The 22,680-nt window shown below is 58.6% G+C and carries 16 protein-coding genes and 2 tRNA genes; 9 read left to right on the top strand and 9 right to left on the bottom strand.

Annotated elements, in window-relative coordinates:
- Positions 1-56 precede the first annotated feature (56 nt).
- Both ABDB84_RS13820 and ABDB84_RS13815 read left to right on the top strand, forming a co-directional pair.
- A complete protein-coding gene (locus ABDB84_RS13820; protein ID WP_345920330.1) occupies positions 57-887 on the top strand; it encodes a peptidylprolyl isomerase in 831 nt (276 codons plus the stop codon).
- A 108-nt stretch (positions 888-995) separates the two neighbouring features.
- Positions 996-1,793: an enoyl-ACP reductase FabI gene (locus tag ABDB84_RS13815; RefSeq protein ID WP_345920329.1), complete on the top strand. Its 798-nt coding sequence runs from the start codon at positions 996-998 to the stop codon at positions 1,791-1,793.
- Positions 1,794-1,886: 93 nt separating this feature from the next.
- On the opposite strand, the gene ABDB84_RS13810 is transcribed toward ABDB84_RS13815, so the two are convergent.
- From ABDB84_RS13810 to tig, 8 genes are all read right to left on the bottom strand, one after another.
- Positions 1,887-3,770, bottom strand: coding sequence for a peptidylprolyl isomerase (locus tag ABDB84_RS13810; protein WP_345920328.1), 1,884 nt, complete (start codon positions 3,768-3,770; stop codon positions 1,887-1,889).
- 113 nt (positions 3,771-3,883) lie between these two features.
- A tRNA-Asp gene (locus ABDB84_RS13805) sits at positions 3,884-3,960 on the bottom strand.
- Positions 3,961-4,003: 43 nt separating this feature from the next.
- A tRNA-Val gene (locus ABDB84_RS13800) sits at positions 4,004-4,079 on the bottom strand.
- Positions 4,080-4,122: 43 nt separating this feature from the next.
- The gene (locus ABDB84_RS13795; protein ID WP_345920327.1) at positions 4,123-4,395 is read right to left on the bottom strand and encodes an HU family DNA-binding protein; all 273 of its coding nucleotides are present in this window, start codon (positions 4,393-4,395) and stop codon (positions 4,123-4,125) included.
- A gap of 245 nt (positions 4,396-4,640) precedes the next feature.
- Entirely contained in the window at positions 4,641-7,061 is a 2,421-nt protein-coding gene (gene lon, locus ABDB84_RS13790) for an endopeptidase La (protein ID WP_345920326.1), read from the bottom strand.
- A 79-nt stretch (positions 7,062-7,140) separates the two neighbouring features.
- Positions 7,141-8,409 (bottom strand): ATP-dependent Clp protease ATP-binding subunit ClpX, encoded by a 1,269-nt coding sequence (clpX, locus tag ABDB84_RS13785; RefSeq protein ID WP_345920325.1) that lies wholly within the window; start codon positions 8,407-8,409, stop codon positions 7,141-7,143.
- Positions 8,410-8,437: 28 nt separating this feature from the next.
- Positions 8,438-9,067 (bottom strand): ATP-dependent Clp endopeptidase proteolytic subunit ClpP, encoded by a 630-nt coding sequence (clpP, locus tag ABDB84_RS13780; RefSeq protein WP_345920324.1) that lies wholly within the window; start codon positions 9,065-9,067, stop codon positions 8,438-8,440.
- 80 nt (positions 9,068-9,147) lie between these two features.
- Complete coding sequence (gene tig / locus ABDB84_RS13775) at positions 9,148-10,458, bottom strand: trigger factor (RefSeq protein ID WP_345920323.1); 1,311 nt, start codon at positions 10,456-10,458, stop codon at positions 9,148-9,150.
- Between the two features lie 419 nt (positions 10,459-10,877).
- On the opposite strand from tig, the gene ABDB84_RS13770 reads away from it, so the two are divergent.
- The 4 genes from ABDB84_RS13770 (at position 10,878) to ABDB84_RS13755 (ending at position 16,908) form a co-directional block, all read left to right on the top strand.
- Positions 10,878-12,800 carry a PrkA family serine protein kinase gene (locus tag ABDB84_RS13770; RefSeq protein WP_345920322.1) on the top strand — a complete coding sequence of 641 codons (1,923 nt, stop codon included), beginning with the start codon at positions 10,878-10,880 and terminating at the stop codon, positions 12,798-12,800.
- Between the two features lie 105 nt (positions 12,801-12,905).
- Positions 12,906-14,174, top strand: a complete 1,269-nt coding sequence (locus ABDB84_RS13765) for a YeaH/YhbH family protein (RefSeq protein WP_345920321.1) — start codon at positions 12,906-12,908, stop codon at positions 14,172-14,174.
- Between the two features lie 58 nt (positions 14,175-14,232).
- Positions 14,233-15,771: a SpoVR family protein gene (locus tag ABDB84_RS13760; RefSeq protein ID WP_345920320.1), complete on the top strand. Its 1,539-nt coding sequence runs from the start codon at positions 14,233-14,235 to the stop codon at positions 15,769-15,771.
- 282 nt (positions 15,772-16,053) lie between these two features.
- Positions 16,054-16,908 carry a hypothetical protein gene (locus ABDB84_RS13755; protein ID WP_345920319.1) on the top strand — a complete coding sequence of 285 codons (855 nt, stop codon included), beginning with the start codon at positions 16,054-16,056 and terminating at the stop codon, positions 16,906-16,908.
- Positions 16,909-16,971: 63 nt separating this feature from the next.
- On the opposite strand, the gene ABDB84_RS13750 is transcribed toward ABDB84_RS13755, so the two are convergent.
- Positions 16,972-18,621 carry a hypothetical protein gene (locus tag ABDB84_RS13750; RefSeq protein WP_345920318.1) on the bottom strand — a complete coding sequence of 550 codons (1,650 nt, stop codon included), beginning with the start codon at positions 18,619-18,621 and terminating at the stop codon, positions 16,972-16,974.
- A 269-nt stretch (positions 18,622-18,890) separates the two neighbouring features.
- Between ABDB84_RS13750 and ABDB84_RS13745 the strand changes: the two genes are divergently transcribed.
- From ABDB84_RS13745 to ABDB84_RS13735, 3 genes are all read left to right on the top strand, one after another.
- Positions 18,891-19,214, top strand: coding sequence for a cupin domain-containing protein (locus ABDB84_RS13745; RefSeq protein WP_345920317.1), 324 nt, complete (start codon positions 18,891-18,893; stop codon positions 19,212-19,214).
- A gap of 82 nt (positions 19,215-19,296) precedes the next feature.
- On the top strand, positions 19,297-19,896 hold the full coding sequence (locus tag ABDB84_RS13740; protein WP_345920316.1) for a VC0807 family protein: 600 nt from the start codon (positions 19,297-19,299) through the stop codon (positions 19,894-19,896).
- A 224-nt stretch (positions 19,897-20,120) separates the two neighbouring features.
- Positions 20,121-22,679 (top strand): sodium-translocating pyrophosphatase, encoded by a 2,559-nt coding sequence (locus ABDB84_RS13735; protein ID WP_345920315.1) that lies wholly within the window; start codon positions 20,121-20,123, stop codon positions 22,677-22,679.
- Position 22,680 lies beyond the last annotated feature (1 nt).

Here is a 22,680-nt window from a genome sequence, read left to right as displayed (position 1 = left end):
GACTCCTGCCTTTGCAGGTTTTTCACTCTCTGCTTTTTTAACAGCCAGGTCACTCAATGAATTACAAAATTTCGCTGCTCGCACTTGCCCTTATCGCCTCCGTTGGCACCGTTTCGGCCCAGACGCCGGCCGCCAAGAAGGCTGCACCGGCCGCTGCTGCCAAGCCCGCTGCGGGCAAAGCCGCTGGCAAGATCGCCACCGTCAACGGCAACCCGATCAGCGAGAGCCTCGCGCAATTGCTGGTTGATGAGCAACTCTCGCAAGGCCAACAGGATTCGGCCGACCTGCGTGCTGCCGTCAAAGACGAGCTGATCAAGCGCGAAGTCCTCGCGCAAGAAGCCCGCAAGCTGAACTTCGAAAAGACCGAAGCCGTCGCTTCGCGCATCGAACTGGCCCGTCAAAGCATCCTGCTCGGCGCCTATCTGGACGACTACGTTGCCAAGCACCCGGTGCCTGAAAGCGCCATCAAGGCCGAATACGACCGTCAGGTGCAACTGGCCGGCGACAAGGAGTACAAGGTCCGCCACATCCAGACGGAAAAAGAAAGTGATGCTGTTGCAATCATCAAACAGCTGGACAGCGGTGCCAAGTTCGACACGCTGGTCAAGGAAAGCAAGGACCTGGGCAGCAAGGACAACGGCGGCGACCTCGGCTGGATGCGCCCGCAAGGTAGTTTCAAGGACGCTATCGTGCTGCTCGACAAGGGCAACTACACCAAGACTCCGGTCAAGACCGAATTCGGCTTCCACGTGATCCTGCTGGAAGATGTGCGCAAGCCTGAGATCCCCGCCTACGACCAGGTCAAGGAGCGCGTGCGCCAAGCACTGGTGCAACAAGTGATCCAGAAGCACGTGGCAGAACTGCTGTCCCGCGCCAAGATCGACTAAAGCTAAAAACATCAAAACAAAGGGGCCGGCAGGCCCCTTTGTTTTGACTGCATGCGCAAGCGCTTGGCAGCCAGCTATAATCGCGGTTTTTTCGCAGTGGAGAACTCAATGGGCTTTCTGTCCGGCAAACGAATCCTGATTTGCGGATTACTCAGCAATCGCTCGATTGCCTACGGCATTGCTAAGGCCATGCATCGTGAAGGCGCCGAACTGGCCTTTACCTATCAGAATGACCGCTTCCAGGAGCGCGTCACCAAGATGGCTGCAGAATTCGGCAGCGAGCGGGTCTACATCTGTGATGTTCAGGATGACGCGCATATCGCAGCATTGGCTGAATCGATCGGCAAAGACTGGGACGGCCTTGATGGCCTGGTGCACTCGATTGCCTTCGCCCCTGGCGAAGCGCTGCAAGGCAACTTCCTCGAAGGCCTCAGCCGTGAAGCGTTCCGCATCGCGCACGACGTCAGCAGCTACAGCTTCGCAGCGCTGGGCAAGGCACTGCGCCCGCTGATGCAAGGCCGTAATGGCGCCATGCTGACGCTCTCCTATCTGGGTGCCGAGCGCACCATGCCCAACTACAATGTGATGGGTCTGGCCAAGGCCAGCCTGGAAGCTTCCGTGCGTTACATGGCAGCGGCCGTCGGCCCCGAAGGCATCCGCGTCAATGCGGTGTCCGCCGGCCCGATCCGCACCCTGGCAGCATCTGGTATTGGTGACTTCGGCAAGCTGCTGAGCTACAACGAGCGAAACGCACCGATGCGCCGCAATGTGACCATCGATGAAGTCGGCAATGCTGCAGCCTTCCTGTGCTCGGATCTCGCATCGGGCATCAGCGGTGAAGTGCTGTACGTCGACGCAGGCTTCAACAATGTAGCCGTAGGCAGTGTCGAAGCCACACAAGGCTGATATCCGTGCGCTGATACAGCGCGCTTCAGCACCATGAAAAACGCTGCCCTCGGGCAGCGTTTTTTTATGTCTTGCTGATGCGCAATTCTTGCATCATTCAGCTGCGCTGCTGTTGGACGGCAAGCGATCCTGATAGATCTCGACCCCCAGGCGATTACGCATGCCGGTCTGCAGCTGACGCAGATCAGACACGGCATAGATCTGATTGAGCTGGCGGGCGAGACCATCGATTCGCGGATCATTCAAAGCCACCTCCGGCTTGTTGATCTGCTCAATGCGGTAGATCGAGTATCCGTCCGCTGTGGTGGCACCCACGTAGGCCGGCAGCTTGGCGGATTTGGCCGCGAACACAGCGCGACGCACTTCATCGCTAGGCATTTCGCTACGCTTGAGCGCCTTGGCTGCACTCCAGCTGGCCTCAACGGCAGTTCCGGCATTGAGCTTGGCCAGACGCGCTTCACCTTCAGCCTTGGCGAGCTTATCTGCCTCAACAGCACGCAGCTGAGCTTCAATCGCTGGGCGCACTTCATCGAGCGGACGTTGCTTCTGCGGCTGATAATCGGTCACGCGTACCGAGACCAGCACACCCTTGCCCAGGTCAATCGCTTCAGAATTGCGACGATCATTCACCGATTGCTCGGCGAAAATGGCAGCAAGCACTTTCGGATTTGCCAGCACGCCGGGCGCCGCGGCACCACCCTTATCGATCCAGTCGCTGTGCTGGACACTCAGGCCCAATTTGTCGATCACACCCTTGAAAGTATCAGGCTGCTCATACACCAGATTGCCGAACTGATCCGAAGCCTCCGCCAGACGCTTGGCACCGGCTTGCTTTTGCAGTTCAGCCGAGATCTCACCGCGCACCTCTTCGAAACTACGCGTCTTGCCACCGCGCACATCGGTCAGCTCGATAATGTGAAAACCAAACTTGGTCTCGACAATATCGCTGATCTGATGCGGCTTGAGGGCAAACGCCGCGGCTTCGAATTCCGGCACCATCGCGCCCTTGGCGAAATAACCCAGGTCGCCGCCCTGCTCGGCTGAACTATCCGTGGAGTTTTCCTTCGCCAGTTTGGCAAAACTGCCCGGCGCGGCCTTCAGCTTGGCAAGCAGCTCTTCTGCTTTTTTCTTCGCAGCAGCCTTCTGCTCCGCTTTGGCTCCTTCCGGCACACCAATCAGAATGTGGCTGGCACGGCGCTCTTCGACACCGATGTAATCCTTCTTGTGCGACTCATACCAGTCGCGAGCCTCCTTGTCACCGACCTGGACCTTGCTCGCCAGCTGGTCAGCATCAAGCACCACGTATTCGACCTTGGCACGTGCCGGGCTCTCGTATTCCTTCTTGTGAGATTCGTAGTGCTTCTGAATCGCCTCCGGCGACAGCTGCACCTTGGCATTGAAACTGGCGCGATCAAGCTTCCATTCTGCAACCGTACGTTGCTCCTCGGTCAGTGCGATCCAGCGTGCAACAGATTGACGGGGCAAGGCGCTGATCTGCGCAAGCGGCGTCATCAGCAGACGCTGACCAAGCGATTCGCGCACACGCGCTTCATAAGCCACCTGAGTCAAGCCATGCGTCTGCAACACGTACTCGGCTTTCTTCGGCGAGAACTGACCGTTCTCCTGGAATTCGGGCTCGTTGACGTAGGCATCCTTGATCAGCACATCGGGCACAAAGAGACCAGCACCCTCACTCGTCAAACCGATGGCGCGTTCATTGATCATCATGTCCAGCACTTGTTCGCGATAACCGGGACGGCTGGCAATGGACGGGTCTTGCTGGTCGCTGGCGATAGTGCGCATGCGGTCGAGCAGCGAACCCGCGACAATTCGCTCGCCGCCAATCTTGCCGATGACGTCGGCATTGCCCGGCACCTTCTGCATATCACTCAGAATGCCCCACAACGCGAAGGGCAGGATGATGACCGCAAGAACGATCTGGACAATTCTTCGATTGTTTCGGACAGCTTCAAACATTGCACACTCGATTCAGAAAATGGAAAGCTGAAGATGGCATCACGCACCATCAACAAAAATTTGACCATGCTGCAGATACGAAAAAGGCGAACAGAGTTCGCCTTGAATCGTGTTGGCGGAGTGGACGGGACTCGAACCCGCGACCCCCGGCGTGACAGGCCGGTATTCTAACCGACTGAACTACCACTCCGCGCTTGCATGTGCGCTCACAATCATTTGAGAGCATGCTCATTTGGTGGGTGCTGAGGGGCTCGAACCCCCGACATTCGCCTTGTAAGGGCGACGCTCTACCAACTGAGCTAAGCACCCGCACTGCGCAGCTGAACCTGCTTTGTCCAGCTGCGAGGGAGCATTAGTTTACAGCATCCTTGAGCGCTTTGCCCGGACGGAATTTCGGCACCTTGGCGGCCTTGATCTTGATGGTATCGCCGGTGCGCGGATTGCGGCCCGAGCGAGCAGCGCGCTTGCCCACGGAGAAAGTACCAAAACCAACGAGCGTCACGTCGTTGCCCTTCTTCAGGGATTGCTTGATGGCTGCAATCGCAGCATCCAGTGCGCGACCCGCTGCAGCCTTCGAAATTTCAGACTGCTTGGCGATCACGTCGATCAGTTCGGATTTGTTCACGTAAACCCCCTCAAGTGTTGTCAATACTTCAACGGACAGAGCCGTACTCGCATTTCGTTACTTAGCGGAACTGCTTTGTAACGTTCATTCTTCAGTCAGCGGGAAATCTTATAACAAGCCGCAAAACCTTGTGTCAAGCCGCTTTGCAGCGAATGATGCGCTATAGCAGACGAGTGATGCAAGTCTCACAAAAAAAGGCGCACTTTGCGGTGCGCCTTTTCGGGTGATGCATCAAACAATGTCCGTCAATGCGTCACCACACCCGTTGCCGGCGCGGGGTCAGTGGTCGCCGCAACTTCTGCGACCGCGGGCACCACAGGCTCCGGCAAGGCCACTGGCGCACGCTCCAGCGCGAGTTCAAGCACCTGATCGATCCAACGAACCGGAATGATCTCGATCTTGTCCTTGACACCAGGAGGCAGCTCGGTGAGGTCCTTGACGTTCTCATGCGGAATCAAGGCACGCTTGATACCCCCACGCACTGCCGCCAGCAGTTTTTCCTTCAAACCGCCGATCGGCAACACCTCGCCACGCAGGGTGATTTCACCCGTCATGGCGACATCGGCGCAGACCGGAATACCGGTGAGCACCGACACCAGCGAAGTTGCGATGGCGATCCCTGCGGACGGGCCGTCCTTCGGCGTCGCACCTTCCGGCAAGTGGATGTGGATGTCGCTCTTCTGGTAGAAGTCCTCTTCGATACCCAGCTGACGCGAGCGCTTGCGCACCACCGACAGCGCGGCCTGGATGGACTCCTGCATCACCTCACCGAGCTTGCCGGTGGTCATGATCTTGCCTTTACCCGGCAGGACCACCGCTTCGATGGTCAGCAGCTCGCCGCCCACCTCGGTCCACGCCAGACCAGTGACCTGACCAACCTGATTCTGCTTCTCCGCCACGCCGAAGCTGTAGCGACGCACACCGAGGAACTTGTCGAGGTTCTTGGCATTGATGATGATCTTGCTGCTGCGCTTCTTCATCACCAGCGACTTGACCACCTTGCGGCACAGCTTGGACACCTCGCGCTCCAGGCTACGCACACCGGCTTCACGGGTGTAGTAGCGGATGATGTCGCGCAAAGCGTCTTCGGTGACGGTCAGCTCTTCGAGCTTGACACCATTGTTCTTGAGTTGCTTGGGCAGCAGGTAGCGCTGCGCAATGCCGACCTTCTCCTCTTCGGTGTAACCGGAGAGACGGATGATTTCCATCCGGTCCAGCAGCGGACCGGGAATGTTCAGCGAATTGGCAGTTGCCACGAACATCACTTCGGAGAGGTCATATTCGACTTCAACGTAGTGGTCGACAAAGGTCGAGTTCTGTTCGGGGTCCAGCACCTCGAGCAGGGCCGAGCTCGGGTCGCCACGGAAATCCTGGCCCATCTTGTCGACTTCGTCGAGCAGGAAGAGCGGATTGCGCACGCCGACCTTGGTCATGTTCTGCAGGATCTTGCCCGGCATCGAACCGATGTAGGTACGGCGGTGGCCACGAATCTCAGCCTCGTCACGCACGCCGCCGAGCGACATGCGCACGAACTTGCGATTGGTCGCTTTGGCGATGGACTGACCCAGCGAGGTCTTGCCCACGCCCGGAGGTCCGACGAGGCAGAGGATAGGCGCCTTGAGCTTGTCGACGCGTTGTTGCACGGCAAGATACTCAAGGATGCGTTCCTTGACCTTGTCGAGGCCGAAATGGTCCTTGTCGAGCACCTTCTGGGCTTCGCCCAGATCCTTGCTGATGCGCGACTTCTTCTTCCAGGGCAGGCCGGTCAGGGTCTCGATGAAATTACGGACCACCGTCGCTTCAGCCGACATCGGCGACATCAGCTTGAGCTTCTTGAGCTCCGCCAGTGCCTTGGCCATGGCTTCCTTGGAGAGGCCGGCCGTCTTGATCTTTTTGTCATACTCTTCCAGATCGGCACCATCTTCACCCTCGCCGAGTTCTTTCTGGATCGCCTTGACCTGTTCGTTGAGGTAGTACTCGCGCTGGCTCTTCTCCATCTGGCGCTTAACGCGACCACGGATGCGCTTTTCAACCTGCAGGATGTCCAGCTCGGTTTCCAGCTGAGCCAGCAGACGTTCCAGACGCTGCGCAATATCCAGCAGCTCGAGCACCATCTGCTTCTGTTCAAGCTTGAGCGGCAGATGTGCGGCGATGGTGTCAGCCAGGCGGCCGGCTTCATCGATACCGGCCAGCGAGGTCAGGATCTCGGGCGGAATCTTCTTGTTGAGCTTCACGTACTGATCGAACTGGCTGATGATCGCGCGACGCATCGCTTCGATCTCGTGGTTCGTCGTCTCGCCGCTGGGCATCGGGCGCACACGCGCCATGAAGACATTGCGCAGATCGTCTACGTCTTCGATACGTGCGCGTTGCGTGCCTTCGACCAGAACCTTGACGGTACCGTCGGGCAGCTTGAGCATCTGCAGGATGTTGGCGATACAACCGATGTCGTAGAGATCATCGGTCGAAGGCTCATCCTTGGCGGCTGATTTCTGGGCAACGAGCAGGATGCTCTTGCCGGATTCCATCGAGGACTCGAGCGCCTTGATGGATTTGGGACGCCCGACAAACAGGGGAATCACCATGTGTGGAAAGACTACCACGTCACGCAACGGCAACAGCGGCAGTTCAATCACTTCGGGAGGGAGTTCGGGCTTGCTGGACATGATTGTTCCTTTTAAGAGCTCCCTGAGAATATGTGGCTCGTCCTCGGCTTTTCAAGCCTTGGACGAAACCACCCTGGCCTCAGTTCGAACCAGACACCTTAGGCTGATCTGCGTAAATGAGTAGCGGCTGAGCGCCGGCTTCAATCACGCTTTCTTCAATCACGACTTTTGAAACACCTTCCATACCAGGCAGCTCGTACATGATGTCGAGCAATGCCGCTTCGATGATGGAACGCAGACCACGCGCGCCAGTCTTGCGTTTGATCGCCTTGCGGGCAATCGAATGCAGGGCAGCCTGACGCACTTCGAGTTCGACACCTTCCATCGCGAAGAGTTTCTGGTATTGCTTGACCAGCGCATTCTTCGGTTCGACAAGAATCTGAATCAGCGCGTCCTCGGTCAGCTCGTGCAGCGTTGCCACCACCGGCAGACGACCGATGAACTCAGGGATCAAACCGTACTTGATGAGATCTTCGGGCTCCACCTGACGCAGCGCATCCGCCACGCTGCCGGCAGCACGACTCTTCACTTCTGCGCCGAAACCAATCCCGACCTGCTCGGTACGATTGCGAATGACCTTGTCCAGACCATCAAAAGCGCCGCCGCAGATGAACAGGATATTGGTCGTATCGACTTGCACGAAGTCCTGATTCGGATGCTTGCGACCACCTTGCGGCGGCACCGCGGCGACCGTACCTTCGATCAGCTTGAGCAGTGCTTGCTGCACGCCCTCACCCGAGACGTCACGCGTGATCGAGGGGTTGTCGGACTTGCGCGAAATCTTGTCGATTTCATCAATGTAGACGATGCCCTGCTGAGCCCGCTCGACATCGTAGTCGCACTTCTGCAAGAGCTTCTGGATGATGTTCTCGACGTCCTCACCGACGTAACCGGCTTCGGTCAGCGTCGTCGCATCAGCCATCACGAAGGGAACGTTGAGCAGGCGCGCCAAGGTTTGTGCAAGCAAGGTCTTGCCCGAACCCGTCGGCCCGATCATCAAGATGTTGCTCTTGGCCAGTTCGACTTCGTCGGTCTTGGACAGATGACGCAGACGCTTGTAGTGGTTGTACACCGCCACCGACAGGCTGCGTTTGGCGCTGCTCTGGCCAATCACGTACTGATCAAGGATTTCGCCAATTTCCTTCGGGGAAGGCAAATCGCTTTTGTCCAGACGCGCGCCCGCCTCGCCACCGATTTCATCGCGAATGATGTCATTGCACAATTCGATGCATTCATCGCAGATGAATACCGAAGGACCGGCAATCAGTTTGCGGACTTCGTGTTGGCTCTTGCCGCAGAAGGAGCAATAAAGCAGTTTTTCGTTACCGCCAGACTTTTTGTCTGTCATCTCCGCTCCCTTTATTTCGCCTTGTGCTTCAAGCCGTGGCTTCGCTACGGCTGGTGAGCACCTTGTCAATCAGACCATATTCCAGCGCGGCCGTTGCCGACAGGAAGTTGTCACGATCGGTATCGCGCTCGATGCTCTCGATCGGCTTGCCGGTATGTTCGGCAAGCATTTCATTGAGACGGCTGCGCAGATAGAGGATCTCGCGCGCATGGATCTCGATGTCGGACGCCTGACCCTGGAAGCCACCGAGAGGCTGGTGGATCATGACGCGCGAATTGGGCAGGCAATAACGCTTGCCCTTGGTGCCGGCCGACAGCAGGAATGCACCCATGCTGGCAGCTTGCCCGATGCACAGCGTGCTGACATCGGGCTTGATGAACTTCATCGTGTCATAAATCGCCATACCGGCGCTGACCGAGCCACCCGGCGAATTGATGTAGAAGTAGATGTCCTTGTCGGGATTCTCGGACTCCAGGAACAGCAGCTGCGCCACGACCAGATTGGCCGTGACGTCATTGACGGGACCGACCAGGAAGATCACCCGCTCCTTCAAGAGGCGCGAGTAGATGTCGTAGGCGCGCTCGCCACGCCCGCTTTGTTCCACCACCATCGGTACCAGACCGAGACCCACCGGATCCCACTCCTGACCAGATTGCATGCTTGATCCAAATTGTGTCATTACTCGCTACCCCTTCAAACGCGACAATTACTGCTTCATTACACCGGGTCAAGCAAGGATCAAGCCGTTTGCTGATTGTTCATCAGTTCATCAAACGATACGGCCTTGTCGACGACTTTCAGTTGCGTGCTCAGCCATTCGACGACATTGTCTTCGACGGCCAGATCTTCGATGTTCGACAGACGTTCCGGATTGGCGTAGTACCACTTGATCAGCTCTTGCGGATTTTCGTAGCTCTGCGCCAGCTCCTCGACTTGACGACGCACCTGGTCAGGCGTTGCGTTCAGCTTGTTCTTGGCGACGATGTCGGAGACGATCAGGCTGATCTTCACGCGACGCGTTGCCTGCTCGACAAACCATGCCGGCTCGACCGGCACATTTTTCGGGTCCATGCCGCGACGTGCCAGGTCTTGCTTGGCCTCTTCGGCCATGCGTGCCGATTCCGATTCGATCAAGGCCTTGGGCACATCCAGCTGCACCACGCGGTCGAGCACTTCAAAAACGTTGCCACGCACTGCATTGCGGATACGACGCTTCACTTCGCGTTCGAGGTTGTTGCGGATCTCGGCGCGCATCTTGTCGACATCGCCATCGGCCACGCCCAGCGAGCGCGCGAATTCGGCATCGAGCTCGGGCAACTTGGCTGCTTCGACCTGCTTGACAAGGATTTCGAATTGCACGGTCTGGCCAGCCAGATTCTGTGCGTGGTAATCCTCGGGGAAAGTCAGGTCGAAGGTCTTGCTGTCACCGGCCGAAACGCCATGCAGTTGCGCATCGAATGCCGGCAGCATCTGACCGCCGCCAACCACCACCGGGAAGTCCGTCGCCTGACCACCTTCGAACACTTCACCATCCTTGCGGCCAGTGAAATCGATCACCACGCGATCAAGTTCTTGCGAGGCACGAGCAGCCACTTCGTAGGTCGTGCGTTGCTTGCGCAGCACGTCCAGCGTCTTGTCGACTTCGGCATCGCCAATGCTCAGCGTCGGGCGCTCGACCGTGTTGTCGCTCAGGTCGCCAACGACGACTTCCGGATAGACTTCGAAGGTTGCGCTGAATTCGATCTGGCCTTCAGCTGAATCGGCCTTCGGCTCGATGCGCGGGTAGCCGGCAACGCGCAGATTCTGTTCGCGCACCTTCTCGCCAAAGCTGCGCTCAACAGCGTCACCGAGCACTTCGGAACGCACTTGCGGGCCATAGGTTTGTTCGACGATCTTCAGCGGCACCTTGCCGGGGCGGAAACCCGCCATCTTCACGGTGCGCGCCATGTTCTTCAGGCGTGCGCCCACGTCACGTTCGATATCGGCCTGCGAGACTGCCATGTCAATACGGCGCTCCAGCGCGCCCAGCGTGACTTCATTCGTTTGCATCAGGAATTTCCTTGATCAAGTGTGGGCCGGTGCGCTGCATCGAGAGCTTGACGCGCCGGCATGGTTCAGAGCACAGGCAGCTTCCGCCTAACAACGGTTGCCTTCCCGGCATTTGTTAAAAGACAAGTCAGCTGATTTTACCACAAGCTCCGAATGAGCTTTGCCGCCCCACGACTGGCACGTTACATGCATCTGCTTTCGCATCATGCAAGGCGTGCGCAGAACGCAGCAGCTTCGCTCGCGAGCCCGCCCCGAACCTCGATACAGCAGGGAATTCTAGTGCGTCGCCGCAGTCAGACAAGGATGGATAAGAAGCCAAAATACAGTTCGCTCTGAGCACAAGCTTTGTCGCGGGCAGCGCTAGCCTGAGTCCAGAGTTGTTGGTTTACGCAGCTTTACACGTAGCGAGGAGGTGTTGCATGAGCATTTTCAGTGCGTATCAAGCCCGTTTCGAAGTGGACAAGGAAGAGGAATTCTCGCTTCAGGAATACCTCGAAATCTGCAAAACCGATCGCAGCGCCTACGCCACGGCGGCCGAGCGCATCCTGATGGCGATCGGCGAGCCGGAAATGCTCGACACCCGCCTCGATCCACGCGCCTCGCGCCTGTTCTCCAACAAGGTGATCAAGATCTACCCTGCCTTCCGTGAGTTCTACGGCATGGAAGAGGTGATCGAAGACATCGTCTCCTACTTCCGCCACGCTGCTCAGGGGCTCGAAGAGAAGAAGCAGATCCTCTACCTGCTGGGCCCGGTCGGTGGCGGCAAAAGCTCGCTGGCCGAAAAGCTCAAATCGCTGGCCGAGAAGCTACCGTTCTACGCAATCAAGGGCTCGCCGGTGCATGAGTCGCCGCTCGGCCTGTTCGATCCGGCCGAAGACGGACGCATCTTCGAAGATGACTACGGCATTCCTCGGCGCTATCTCAACACCATCATGTCGCCCTGGGCGGTCAAACGCCTGCACGAATTCAATGGCGATGTGACCAAGTTCCGCGTCGTCAAGCTGCGCCCTTCTTCGCTGCGCCAGATTGCGGTCGCCAAGACCGAGCCCGGCGACGAGAACAACCAGGACATCTCCTCGCTGGTCGGCAAGGTCGATATCCGCATGCTTGAACAGTTCTCGCAAAACGATCCTGACGCCTACTCCTATTCGGGCGGCCTGTGCCTGGCCAATCGCGGCATGCTTGAATTCGTCGAAATGTTCAAGGCGCCGATCAAGGTGCTGCACCCGCTGCTGACCGCCACCCAGGAAGGCAACTACAAGGGCACCGAGGGCTTCGGCGCGATTCCCTTCGACGGCGTGATTCTCGCCCACTCGAACGAATCCGAATGGCAGCAGTTCAAGAACAACAAGAACAACGAGGCCTTCCTCGACCGCATTTTCACGGTCAAGGTGCCCTACTGCATGCGCGTCTCGGACGAGGTGAAAATCTACGAGAAGCTGCTGCAGCACAGCTCGCTGACCGAAGCGCCCTGCGCGCCCGATACGCTCAAGATGCTGGCCCAGTTCGCCGTGCTCTCGCGCATGAAAGAGCCCGAGAATTCCAGCATTTTCAGCAAGATGCGGGTCTACGACGGCGAGAATCTCAAGGACACCGACCCGAAGGCCAAGAGCTACCAGGAGTACCGCGACTACGCCGGCGTCGATGAAGGCATGACCGGGCTGTCCACGCGCTTTGCGTTCAAGGTGCTATCGCGGGTGTTCAATTTCGACCATCGCGAGGTGGCTGCCAACCCGGTGCACCTGATGTACGTGCTGGAACAGCAAATCGAGCAGGAGCAGTTCCCGCCCGAAATCGACCAGAAGTACACCGCCTTCATCAAGGAATACCTGTCGCCGCGCTACGCCGAGTTCATTGGCAAGGAGATCCAGACCGCCTACCTCGAATCGTATTCGGAGTACGGCCAGAACATCTTCGACCGCTACGTGACCTATGCCGACTTCTGGATCCAGGATCAGGAATTCCGCGATCCCAACACCGGCGAGATCTTTGATCGCGCCTCGCTCAATGATGAGCTGGAGAAGATCGAGAAGCCCGCGGGCATCAGCAATCCCAAGGACTTCCGCAACGAGGTGGTGAACTTCGTGCTGCGTGCCCGCGCCAAGAACAACGGCAAGAATCCGAGCTGGACTTCGTACGAAAAGCTGCGCGCCGTGATCGAGAAGAAGATGTTCTCGAACACCGAGGACCTGCTGCCGGTGATCTCCTTCTCGCCCAAGGCCAGCGCCGACGAGCAGAAAAAACATCAGGACTTTGTCAATCGCATGATCAGCAAGGGCTATACAGAGAACCAGGTGCGCCTGTTGTGCGACTGGTACCTGCGCGTGCGCAAATCGTCTTGATTTTTTGAGGAGAAAGGCGCGAGCCGAGGGCTCTGCGTGTCTTGCTGGCGGTGGATCAGCGCCTGCAAGACAGCCAGAAGCGCTCGCCTCGTACCTCACCAGACCATGGTTCGCATTGTCGATAGACGTTTTGACAGCAAGAACAAAAGCGCGGTCAACCGCCAGCGTTTCATGCGCCGCTTCAAGGGGCAGATTCGCAAGGCGGTGGCTGACGCCATCGATGGCCGTTCGATCAAGGATCTGGACAAGGGCGAGAGCGTTTCGATCCCAAGCAAAGATCTGTCGGAACCGCACTTCCAGCATGGCGAAGGCGGCGTCTGGGATCAGGTGCACACCGGCAACGACCAGTTCTCCAGCGGCGATGAAGTCAATCGCCCGCAAGGTGGCGGTGGTGGTGGTGGGGGCGGCTCAGGCGCCAGCGAAGATGCCGCCTCGGAAGACGACTTCGTGTTCCAGCTCTCACGCGAAGAGTTTCTCGACATTTTCTTCGACGATCTGGCCCTGCCCAACCTGGTCAAAACCCAGCTGGCCAAGATTCCTGAATACAAATCGCAGCGCGCGGGCTTTTCGGCCGACGGCGTGCCAGCCAATCTCAACCTCGTCCGCTCGATGCGCAGCGCGCTGGGGCGGCGGCTGGCGCTGGGCTCGCCCTACAACGCCCGGCTGCGCGAGCTGCATGCCGAGATCGCCGAACTCGAAGCGCTCACGCCGCGTGACGAGGAGCGCATCCTGGCGCTCAAGGAAGAAGCCGGGCGCTTGCGCGCCAAGCTTGAACGCATTCCCTTCCTCGACACCTTCGACCTGCGTTACAACAACCGCATCCGCCTACCACAGCCCTCGACTCAGGCCGTGATGTTCTGCCTGATGGATGTCTCCGGCTCGATGGACGAGGAGAAGAAGGCCACCGCCAAGCGCTTCTTCATGCTGCTCTACCTGTTCCTCACCCGCACCTACGAGCAGATCGAAGTGGTCTTCATCCGCCACCACACGGTCGCCAAAGAAGTCGACGAGGAGAATTTTTTCCACTCACGGGAATCGGGCGGCACAGTGGTCTCCAGCGCGCTGGACCTGATGCGCGACATCATCCAGGAGCGCTACGCCTCAGGCCTGTGGAACATCTACGGCGCCCAGGCCTCGGACGGCGACAACTGGGAGAACGATTCGCCGCGCTGCCGCGAGCTGCTCTCCAGCGCCATCCTGCCTTTCGTACAGTTTCTCGCCTATATCGAGATCACGCCGGGCGAGCCGCAGAACCTGTGGCGCGAGTACGAAAAACTGCTCGGCACGCACAGCAACTTCGCCATGCAACGCATTGAAAACTATGGCGACATTTACCCGGTGTTCCGCGAATTGTTCAAAAAGACCCTGCTTTGACTGAGGCGCTGCCGGGGCAAGCCCCGACAGCCCGATTTGTGATGAAAGGCGGCAGCTGATGGTCACCAAGAAACGTACGCGCAAGCCCCTGCCCGCTCCCTCGGAGTGGACGTTCGAGCTGATCGAAACCTATCAGAAAGAGATCCAGCGGGTCGCCGAGGCTTACGGACTGGATACCTATCCGAACCAGATCGAGATGATCACCGCCGAGCAGATGATGGATGCCTACGCCTCGGTGGGCATGCCCGTCAATTACCACCACTGGAGCTTCGGCAAACAGTTCATCGCCACCGAGAAGAGCTACCGGCGCGGCCAGATGGGTCTGGCCTACGAGATCGTCATCAACTCCAACCCCTGCATCTCCTACCTGATGGAGGAGAACACCTTGCCGATGCAGGCCCTGGTGATTGCGCACGCGGCGTACGGCCACAACTCCTTCTTCAAGGGTAACTATCTGTTCCGCACCTGGACCAATGCGGACGCGATCATCGACTACCTGATCTTTGCGCGCAATTTCCTCTCCGAATGCGAGGAGCGCTACGGCGAAGAAGCGGTCGAACTGCTGCTCGACTCCTGCCACGCCTTGATGAGCGTGGGCGTGGATCGCTACAAGCGCCCGCCCAAGCTGTCGATCGAGAAAGAGAAAATGCGCCAGAAGGAGCGCGAGGACTATCTGCAATCACAGGTCAACGATCTGTGGCGCACCTTGCCGCAGCTGGAAGCCCGCGCCTCGCAGCAAAACGAGCGACGCTTTCCGCCGGAGCCGGAAGAGAATCTGCTCTACTTCCTCGAAAAGAATGCGCCCCTGCTCGAACCCTGGCAGCGCGAAGTGGTGCGCATCGTGCGCAAGGTCTCGCAATACTTCTTCCCGCAGCGCCAGACCCAGGTGATGAACGAGGGCTGGGCCACGTATTGGCACTACACCTTGCTCAATACGCTCTACGACGAGGGCTTGCTGGCCGACAGTTTCATGATGGAGTTCCTTCACTCGCACACCAATGTGGTGATGCAACCGCCTTATAACGCCGCCTGGTATCGCGGCATCAATCCCTACGCGCTGGGTTTTGCGATGTGGACCGATATCCGCCGCATCTGCGAATCGCCCAGCGATGAAGACCGACGCTGGTTCCCCGATATCGCCGGCTCCAACTGGCGCGAGACCTTCGACTTCGCGATGCGCAACTTCAAGGACGAGAGCTTCATCGCGCAATTCCTCTCGCCCAAGCTGATGCGCGAGCTGCGCATGTTCGCGATTCAGGACGACGATCGCGAGGCGCGCCTGAAAATCACCGCCATCCATGATGATGCGGGCTATCAGCGCCTGCGTGAATCCCTCTCCGAGCAATACAACCTCGGCGCGCGCGAGCCCAATGTGCAGGTCTGGAATGTCGATGTGCGGGGTGACCGCACACTGACCCTGCGCCATCAGTCCTACAAACGTCGCCCGCTGGGCACCACCAGCCCGGAGATGCTGCGCCACATCGCCCGCCTGTGGGGTTTCACGGTCAAGCTGGAGACCGTGGACGACGACGGCAAGGTGCTGCTGGTGCGCGAATGCCGGCCGGACAAAACCGCGGATCTCTCACGCGCAGCCTGATCCAGCCAAACGTGCTGCGGCACGCACCAGAACAATGCACCGCAGCGCACATTATTGAAACATGGCGATCCCGCCGCGCTTCAGTTCAATGCGCATCGACGGCCTGATTCATCAACAAACCGAATCAATTCAGGCCCCCACGCGGCTATTTCCGTATGTGCCACGGCGATCTGCGCATGATTGACAGCGCGACGCATAAATGGGTATACGAAGCCTTGACGCCGCTGGCCGGATTAAGCCACCTGCGCAGAGATCATCCAAATCCGTGCACGTGGAGCCTTCATGTCAAGCCAGTTTCGTATTGTCTTTTCCGGGAAAGTTCTTGAAGGCTTCGATTATCCCGAGGTCAAACGCTCGGCCGAGCGCAAGCTGCAAGCGGGCAGCGAGCAAGTCGAGCGCCTGTTTTCGGGCAAGCGTGCGACGATCAAGAAAGGCCTCGCCGAAGCACAAGCCAATCGCTACTACGCCGCCCTACGTCGCATCGGCATGGATGTCTCGGTCCAGCCCGAGAGTCAGAGCAGCAGCGACACTCTCGCGCCAAGCGAGCAAGTCCTCAGCGCCGCAAATGATCCGTCTGCGGACACCAGCAAAGCCTATTCGCTACCGACACTAGAGCACTCAAGGCCTGAGCGCGCTGATGAAAATGCGGAAAATTTCGATAGCAGCAAGACCCTTATCGCCAATGGCGACATCCTGACCGAGCTGGTGCCTGACCATGCTGACTGGCCCAGCATTTCGCTGACGGACGAACCGCTGCCGAACTTTTCCGCCCTCGAAGCCGCGCCAGGTGGATCGAACGAGGCGGCGGATGCCACCCCTGCCCTCGATCCCCTGCTCGACCCCACGATCAACACCGATGCGCTGGACGAAGAAGCAAGCGCGCCAGAACCCGAATTGCTGGTGTCCTGCCCGACCTGCGGCAGCCATGTTCCCGCCGAGAAAATTCGCACCGTTCCGACGAACGTATTTGCCGAAGACCAGCTGATTGCGCCACGCGTCGAGCGCGAACTGCCGATGCAGGTAACAACGCCCAAACCGGCTGCGCCTGCTGTAGCCAAGGATCGTCGCGGGCTCTACCTGGTGGGCGGTGTCGTCGCCGTTCTGGTCGTGCTGACGCTCTGGGCCATCCTCAACTAGGCGTAAAAAAGCCCGCTTGCCGGCGTGCGGCAAACGGGCTGTTCGTCAGGGCGCTGCCGCCGGTCAGGCGGCGCGCTTGAGCGGGTAGATGAACTTGATGTCCGTGATGTTCTTCTTGCCGATTTCCGGCAGCAGTGCATCGCCATGGATATAACCGCCCTGGCTACGGAACACCGGCATCTGCGCGCCTTTGCCTTCCAGCGTACCCAGCAAGGCCGCCAGTGCCAGCGGTTCAGCATCGTCAAAGCGGGCGTGGATATGCTGTTCGCTTGGCAGGAAGAAGCCGCGATGTGCGCGCTGGCGGAAGATGCTCTCACCAATCGCCTTGGCCAGATCGATATACGCTGCGGCCCCCGTGGTGCGTGCAACTTCCAGCACAGCAAAGAGCAGGATCGCGTCATTGGCGCGGGTTTCCAGATTCACCTCCGGACGCGCCGGATCAGCCGGATTCCAGTTGCCCAGACCGAAGTGACGCGCCATCGCGGCCACCGTCGGCCACAGACTTTGCTTGCCACTCGCCGCCCAGGCCGTCGCGTAGGACAAAAGCATGATCGGTGAAATCTTTTCGCGGCGGAATTCGATGCCTGCCTTGCCGTAGTAACCGTAACGCGGGATGTGCTGACCAGTCAGATCCTTGCCATCGGCAAACATCGGCTTGATTTCATTGCTCGCCGGATCGTAGGCGTATTGGGCATACGCTTCGAGCCCGGAGACCGTCCAGTCCATCAGCTTCTTGCCGCGTTCGCCGAGCTGGCGGGCCATCGAGACCTGGGCCAGCGAAGCATCGCCATAGATGCCTTGCGGGCCGTTGAGCGCCTCTTCATCCATCTTGAAGAGCACCCAAGCCTCCATCGCCACCTTGCCGTATTCAGGGCCGAACTGACGCTGCGCACGGTCGCCAAAGAAGGAGAAGGTGTACTTGGGATCGTTCTCGTCAGTCGGCGGCTCTTCGCGCTTGGTCGGGCGATTGAATTGATAACAGCCCAGGCCGGTTTCCGGATAACGCGAACGCACATACTGCCAGGACATGAACTCGGCCCAGTTCAGCGCGCCCTGATCGCCTTCGGCGAGGAAGGACTGACAGGCTGCATAGATCAGATCATTGCCGACATTCACGAAGGACAAACCCTTGGCTTCGCGCAGGATCTCGAGATTCTCGTTGCGCGGCTTGTCCCAGAAGCCCTCTTCCACCAACTCCTTGCCGTACTCGCCGTGGCGCGAGAGCTCGATGGTGTCCCAGTCGAGGATGTGGCTGTTCCACACTGCCTTGACCAGACGCGAGGTCGCCGCGGCATTGGTCTCGTACATCAGCTCATAGAAGGGATAGTGGTGCTTGAGCTCATGGACCTGGTTCTTGTTTTCCGGTCCGACAGCCTTGAGCGTCTTCATGTCGAGGAAGGAATGCCCGCCCCAACAAAGCAGGCCGCTCTTGTCGGCGTGCTCGAAATGGTAGGCGATGGCATCCTTGGCGGCCTGCTTGTAGTCCGCGCGGCCGGTCAGCGTGCTCAGTCCGCTGAGCAGGCGAAAAAGGTTCTGCTGCGAAGCAATATTGGACGGCTCCCAATCCGTGCCATCCACATTGCGCCAGGTCACCGGCTTGCCCGTAAAACTGTCACAACCATCGAAGAACAGCGGCGTGCCGTGGTAGGGGTCGCGATACTTGCTCAACACGGTATCGGCGTACCCACAAAGGTAATCGTGTATATGTCTCATCTAAACCTCTGATCTGGCAGCGCTTTGGCAGCATGCCTTGCGCCATTCTAACATTCACGGCAGCGCCCCGAAGCGCGACACCGTCTGCTTTTAGTGGCCCGGCTTGCCTTGCATCAATCACGTGATGCCACGGCGGGCAGGCAAAGCCCTGTCTGGATTACGGCAAATCGCGTGTTTTCCTGAACAGGCTCAAGCTGCAGCGCTGAAGGCTGTGGAATCATTGAAACGATTGTGTAAAATCGCACAACTACAAAAAACGAGGTTCCAAAATGTTTGTATATGCTTCCGATTGCAAGCTCGAAGACCTGGGTGGCGGCGTCAGCCGTCGCATCCTGGCGCATGCCGGCACGATGATGCAGGTCGAAGTGCACTTTGAAGAAGGTGCCATCGGCCCGCTGCACAACCATCCGCACGAGCAGCTGACCTATGTGATGTCGGGCGAGTTCGAATTCACCATTGGCGACGAAGTCAAAATGGTCAAGGCCGGCGACACGCTCTACAAGCGCTCGGGCATCATGCATGGCTGTGTCTGCCGCAAGAAGGGCATGCTGCTGGACACCTTCACCCCGCAACGCGAAGACTTCCTCGCTTAAGTCTCAGCATTGCCAGAAAAGCCGGTCCGTGTGACCGGCTTTTTCTTGCCTGTTTATTGCCTCCTTCCAAGACCCACCCGCTGTGCTCACCCGCAAGCATCTGCCGCTGCTGCTCGACCTCGCATTCAATCTGCTGCTGCCCTGGCTGGCGTATACGGCGACCCGCGATCACTGGGGCGAATTCAATGCCCTGCTGTGCTCGGCCGCGCCACCGATGATCTGGAGCCTTGGCGAATTGCTGCGCCACCGCCGCATCGACGCACTGAGCATTTTCGTACTCGGCGGCATTGCGCTCTCGGCTATCGCCATGCTGCTCGGTGGCAGCCCGCGCATGCTGCTGCTGCGCGAATCGCTGATCTCGGGTCTATTCGGCGTGCTGCTGCTTGTCTCTGCAGCCTTCGCCAAGCCCCTGGTCTATTACCTCCTGCTCGCCAACGCAAAACGCCAGGGTGAAGCGCCAGCACAGACATTCCAATTGCAATGGCATGAACAGCCCAAGCTGCGCGCACGCGTACGCCTGATCAATATGGTGTGGGGTGTGGGGCTGACGCTCGAAGCAGGCCTACGCAGCTATCTCGCCTGGCACTGGAGTGCGGAACGCTTTCTCGCCATTTCGCCTTTCATCAGCTACGGCCTGTTCGGCCTGCTGGTGCTGTGGACCTTCAGCCTGCGTCGCCGCTAAGTAAAAATACTTAGCAAAATTTAAAAAAATGCTGCATTGCACCTTTGCCTGTGGTCAACCCTGATTTTTTTCAGAGGACAACAATTGCATAAGGCGGCAGAGTTGTTTTGAATTTCGGACCCACGGAGACAGATGCAAAAAAATGGGCCCCGAATGCACAAAGCATGGTCTTCCAGCCGCCGATCTTTCGACAAGCGTATCGGTAAGTCCCGTGGAGGAACACCATGTCAGTCATGATTCATCGCGTCCGTCGTCATGCAAGCAAATTGCTAGGCGGCGCACTCTCAGCATTTTCACTACAGGGCGCTTCTGCGGCTGAAACCATGCAACATGCAGGTGAAGCCAGCCTGGTCCTGCCTTCCCTGCACGATCCAGCCCTGGCTACCTTCATCGGCGGTTTCAGCGGTTGGCAATTATTGTTTGCCGGTCTGCTGATCTGTATTGCAGGTCTCGCTTTCGGCGCCATCATCTACCGCCAGGTTCGCGATATGCCGGTCCATCGTTCGATGGCCGAAGTCAGCGAACTGATCTATGAAACCTGCAAAACCTACATGATCACGCAGGGCAAGTTCCTGCTGATTCTCGAAGCCTTCATCTCGGTCATCATCGTTGCCTACTTCGGTTGGGTGCAGCAGATGCAGACCTATGAAGTGCTGACCATCCTGCTCTTTTCGCTGATCGGTATCGCCGGCTCCTTCGGTGTGGCCTGGTTCGGTATCCGCATCAACACTTTCGCCAACAGCCGCACCGCCTTCGCTTCGCTGGCCGGCCGCGCCTGGCCCTGCTTCTCGATTCCGATGAAGTCAGGCATCTCGATCGGCATGCTGCTGATCTCCACCGAACTGCTGATGATGCTGGGCATCCTGCTGTTCATCGATCCTGCGCTGGCCGGCAAGTGCTTCATCGGCTTTGCCATCGGCGAATCGCTCGGCGCTGCAGCGCTGCGGATTGCCGGCGGCATCTTCACCAAGATCGCTGACATCGGCTCCGATCTGATGAAGATCGTCTTCAAGATCAAGGAAGACGATGCCCGCAATCCCGGCGTCATCGCCGACTGTGTCGGTGACAACGCCGGTGACTCGGTTGGCCCGACCGCTGACGGCTTCGAGACCTACGGTGTGACTGGCGTTGCGCTGATCAGCTTCGTGATGCTGGCCGTGCCGACGCCTGCCATGCAGGTGCAGCTGCTGGTGTGGCTGTTCGTGATGCGTCTGATGATGATCGTCGCCTCAGGTATTTCCTACCTGATCAATGATGCCGTCGCCAAGCGCGCACTGGCGCACAAGGCCCGCTTCAATTTCGAGCATCCGCTGACCTCACTGGTGTGGCTGACCTCGGCCGTCTCGGTGGGTCTGACCTTCCTCGTGTCGTGGATGCTGATCGGCCACCTGCAAGCCGGTGTGCAAACCTTCCCGGATCTGTGGTGGCAACTGTCGCTGATCATCAGCTGCGGTACCGTTGCGGGCGCGCTGATCCCTGAACTGGTCAAGGTGTTCACCTCCACCAGCTCGGGTCACGTGCGTGAAGTGGTGGCGTCCTCCCGTGAAGGTGGCGCCAGCCTGAACATCCTCGCCGGTCTCACGGCAGGCAACTTCTCGGCCTTCTGGATGGGCAGTCTGATCGTCACACTGATGTCTTTCGCCTATCTGGTGTCGCAACACGATCTGCTGCTGGCGATCAATCCTGATCCGCTCAAGGGTGCCGTGATGGCTGCCGTGTTTGCCTTCGGCCTGGTCGCCTTCGGCTTCCTCGGCATGGGCCCGGTGACGATTGCGGTCGATAGCTACGGCCCGGTGACTGACAATGCACAGTCGGTGTATGAGCTCTCGGTGATCGAAACCCTGCCTGGCATCAAGGAAGAAATCCAGCGCGATTTCGGCTTCACGCCTGACTTCGAAGTCGCCAAGGAACTGCTCGAAGAAAACGATGGCGCCGGCAATACCTTCAAGGCAACGGCCAAGCCGGTGCTGATTGGTACTGCGGTGGTCGGCGCGACGACGATGATGTTCTCCATCGTCATGCTGCTCACCCATGGCCTGACGGTGAATCTGGACAAGCTCTCGCTGCTGCACCCGCCCTTCCTCCTCGGTCTGGTGTCCGGTGGCGCGATGATCTTCTGGTTCTCCGGCGCCAGCATGCAGGCGGTGTCGACCGGTGCTTATCGCGCAGTGGAATTCATCAAGCGCCACATCCACCTCGACAGCAGCGCCAAGGCTTCGGTCGAAGACTCCAAGCGCGTGGTCGAAATCTGCACGCAGTACGCGCAGAAGGGTACCTTCAACATCTTCCTCGCAGTGTTCTTCGGCACGCTCGCCTGCGCCAGCTTCGAGCCCTTCTTCTTCATCGGCTATCTGATCTCGATCGCCATCATCGGTTTGTATCAGGCCGTGTTCATGGCCAATGCCGGTGGCGCCTGGGATAACGCCAAGAAGATCGTCGAGACCGAACTGCGTGCCAAGGGTACCGACCTGCATGCTGCCAGCGTGATCGGCGACACGGTGGGTGATCCGTTCAAGGACACCTCCTCGGTGGCGATGAACCCGATCATCAAGTTCACCACCCTGTTCGGCCTGCTCGCCGTGGAAATGGCCGTCGGCATGGCAGAACAAGGTCACCAGCAGCTGATGCTGGGTCTGGCCACACTCTTCCTGTTCGCCTGCATGGTTTTCGTGTGGCGCAGCTTCTATTCGATGCGCATTGGCTCGACGGCCAAGCTGCTCGAAGAGGAAAGCGATCAACAGGCCACCGTGGGCGCCAAGCCGGCGGTTGCATCCCTCAGCTAAG

It is taken from the genome of Uliginosibacterium sediminicola (assembly GCF_039631295.1).
Classification (GTDB): domain Bacteria; phylum Pseudomonadota; class Gammaproteobacteria; order Burkholderiales; family Rhodocyclaceae; genus Viridibacterium; species Viridibacterium sediminicola.
The sequence above is the reverse complement of the archived record's forward strand: the minus strand, read 5'-3'. Positions and strand labels throughout refer to the sequence as shown.

Coding starts and splice junctions, on each gene's coding strand:
- ABDB84_RS13820 (WP_345920330.1), top strand. CDS start 57: ATGAATTACAAAATTTCGCTGCTCGCACTTGCCCTTATCGCCTCCGTT.
- ABDB84_RS13815 (WP_345920329.1), top strand. CDS start 996: ATGGGCTTTCTGTCCGGCAAACGAATCCTGATTTGCGGATTACTCAGC.
- ABDB84_RS13810 (WP_345920328.1), bottom strand. CDS start 3,770: ATGTTTGAAGCTGTCCGAAACAATCGAAGAATTGTCCAGATCGTTCTT.
- lon (WP_345920326.1), bottom strand. CDS start 7,061: ATGTCCAGCAAGCCCGAACTCCCTCCCGAAGTGATTGAACTGCCGCTG.
- clpX (WP_345920325.1), bottom strand. CDS start 8,409: ATGACAGACAAAAAGTCTGGCGGTAACGAAAAACTGCTTTATTGCTCC.
- clpP (WP_345920324.1), bottom strand. CDS start 9,067: ATGCAATCTGGTCAGGAGTGGGATCCGGTGGGTCTCGGTCTGGTACCG.
- tig (WP_345920323.1), bottom strand. CDS start 10,458: ATGCAAACGAATGAAGTCACGCTGGGCGCGCTGGAGCGCCGTATTGAC.
- ABDB84_RS13770 (WP_345920322.1), top strand. CDS start 10,878: ATGAGCATTTTCAGTGCGTATCAAGCCCGTTTCGAAGTGGACAAGGAA.
- ABDB84_RS13765 (WP_345920321.1), top strand. CDS start 12,906: ATGGTTCGCATTGTCGATAGACGTTTTGACAGCAAGAACAAAAGCGCG.
- ABDB84_RS13760 (WP_345920320.1), top strand. CDS start 14,233: ATGGTCACCAAGAAACGTACGCGCAAGCCCCTGCCCGCTCCCTCGGAG.
- ABDB84_RS13755 (WP_345920319.1), top strand. CDS start 16,054: ATGTCAAGCCAGTTTCGTATTGTCTTTTCCGGGAAAGTTCTTGAAGGC.
- ABDB84_RS13750 (WP_345920318.1), bottom strand. CDS start 18,621: ATGAGACATATACACGATTACCTTTGTGGGTACGCCGATACCGTGTTG.
- ABDB84_RS13745 (WP_345920317.1), top strand. CDS start 18,891: ATGTTTGTATATGCTTCCGATTGCAAGCTCGAAGACCTGGGTGGCGGC.
- ABDB84_RS13735 (WP_345920315.1), top strand. CDS start 20,121: ATGTCAGTCATGATTCATCGCGTCCGTCGTCATGCAAGCAAATTGCTA.